This is a genomic window from Microcystis sp. LE19-131.1A (assembly GCF_027532015.1).
Taxonomy (GTDB): domain Bacteria; phylum Cyanobacteriota; class Cyanobacteriia; order Cyanobacteriales; family Microcystaceae; genus Microcystis; species Microcystis ichthyoblabe_A.
Genome location: NZ_JAPZSS010000104.1, coordinates 1 through 1,238 on the forward strand (window position 1 = coordinate 1; position 1,238 = coordinate 1,238).

The 1,238-nt window shown below is 44.1% G+C and carries 2 protein-coding genes; one reads left to right on the forward strand and one right to left on the reverse strand.

The window, feature by feature from the left end; translation table 11 throughout:
- Positions 1-209: 209 nt before the first annotated feature.
- On the forward strand, positions 210-974 hold the full coding sequence (locus O9323_RS08950) for a hypothetical protein (RefSeq protein WP_288124981.1): 765 nt from the start codon (positions 210-212) through the stop codon (positions 972-974).
- 29 nt (positions 975-1,003) lie between these two features.
- On the opposite strand, the gene O9323_RS08955 is transcribed toward O9323_RS08950, so the two are convergent.
- Positions 1,004-1,238: FAD-linked oxidase C-terminal domain-containing protein (locus O9323_RS08955; RefSeq protein WP_288124982.1), on the reverse strand; the 235-nt coding region annotated here is incomplete at its 5' end.

Here is a 1,238-nt window from a genome sequence, read left to right on the forward strand (position 1 = left end):
CATGATATCAGCCAGACTTGGAAACTATCTCATCAAATTAGTCCCCCCATAGAACCTCCTTGAGCCATCTTGCACACTTTTCTCTTTTTGTCAAATTTTATGTTAAGAAAGATGTGACTAATGGATAGCTTAATAAGGGGGATATCTGAACAATTTTTAACCCCCACCCACTTAGAAAGAAAAGATAAATATCCAAAAGGAGAAAATTGATGATTGCCACTACTGACAATAACTCCAATCAACCACTGGCTAGTTTGCGGGAAATACAAGAACTTGCCATCGCAATTACCGCCAAAAGCCTCAATCCCGCCATGCTAACGATTGATTTCCTCAAATATTCGGGAATAGTTCCCCCCGACTGGGAATTAAATGCCCAGCCGGTACTCAATCCTAATTACGCTCAAGTTAATTTTCAAAATGGTATCAGCATCGTCGCCCAACCCCGGACAATTACCTTTGTGGAGATAATTAACTCTCCCGATAGCCTGAAACTGAAACTGCCAGAAATTGTCGGTTTATATCTAGATAAACTCCCTTTAGCCGAATATCAAGCCCTGAATATCGCCCCAAAAAGTATTGTTCCTCTCCCTAGTAGCCCCGATGCCGCTAAAAAATACATCACCGAAACTCTTCTGGCCCCCGGTCCCTGGCTCAATTTCGGTATAGCCCCTCTACAAGCCGGCATAAATCTACTTTATCAGTTAGAAACCTCTCAGCTATCCGTGGCGATTAACGAGGCAAAATTGCAATTACCCGATGGCCAAACCTTAGCGGCGCTATTATTTGCCGGTAACTTTAACTATAATCTGGCCGAGGGCAGCGATCGATTAAATCTGCTCAAACAATATCTGGGACAATGGCAAAAAGATCTAGAGATTTTCCGAGAATTAGTCACTCAACGCTTTCTGGAAAGACAAGTCCCAGTTTTCCCCTCTAATATCAATCTGCCCCTAGGACCCCAAGGTGGACTGTAATCAGTAGTCAGTCAATATTTACCGATAACCTAAAACACATCCACCCCCGCAAACCCTTGTATTTTGGCATTAGCGGCTTCCCCACAGCTGCGCGGGGTGGGGAATAATTTCCCCGGGTTAGCCAAACCTTTGGGATTAAAGCAATCCCGCACATAGCCCATAGTTTCTAAGTCAATCTCGTTGAACATAGCGGGCATATAACAATTTTTATCGATGCCGATACCATGTTCGCCCGATAAACTGCCCCCAACCCGCACACAAAGT

Excerpts from the sequence above, each read along its gene's own strand:
- O9323_RS08950 (WP_288124981.1), top strand. The coding sequence starts at position 210 with ATGATTGCCACTACTGACAATAACTCCAATCAACCACTGGCTAGTTTG.